Genomic DNA, 693 nt, shown 5'->3' with positions numbered 1-693 from the left:
CTGAACGGGGTTTTCTGCAGCACGGTGTCGCTGGCGTCCAGCGCATAAGCTTCCTGCATCCAGCACAGGCGGTTGGTCAGCGCCGAATGGCGGTTACCCGCACCTTTCGGCTTACCGGTGGAACCCGAGGTGTAGATCACGTAGGCGAGGTTTTCCTCGGCCATGGCCACTTCGGGGTTGTGCGTCGGGTAGCTGCTCAGGTCTTGCTCCAGCAGCAGGACTTCGACCGAGGCCGGAACCGGCAGCTGCTCATGCAGATGTTGCTGAGTCAGCAGCAAGTGGATGCCACTGTCTTCGATCATGTAGCTCAAGCGGTCTTGCGGATATTCCGGATCGAGCGGCACATAAGCGCCACCGGCCTTGAGTACCGCCAGCAGGCCAACGACCATCTCCAGGCTGCGTTCGGCGGCAATACCGACCAGCACATCCGGGCCCACGCCGATTTCAATCAGGCGATGAGCCAGGCGGTTGGCCTGGGCGTTGAGTTCGGCATAGCTCAACTGCTGCCCGCCGAACAGCAAGGCGGTGGCTTGCGGCGCCCGTTCCACTTGCTGCTCGATCAGCGCCTGCACCGACTGCTGCAGTGGATACGCGCGTGCAGTGGCATTCCAGCCTTCAAGCAACTGCGTACGTTCCTCGACAGCCAGCATCGGCAGATCGGCAATCGCCGCCGTCGGCTCGGCGATGATCGCC

Annotated in this window: 1 protein-coding gene; it reads right to left on the bottom strand. The window is 62.5% G+C overall.

Annotated features, from left to right (window positions below; all coding sequences use genetic code 11):
* The coding region (locus tag AC07OF_RS25825) for an AMP-binding protein (RefSeq protein WP_495073687.1) at positions 1-693 on the bottom strand (693 nt) is incomplete at both ends.

This window comes from Pseudomonas sp. GW821-FHT10B02, from assembly GCF_059415665.1.
This window is presented reverse-complemented; position numbering and strand designations above follow the sequence as displayed.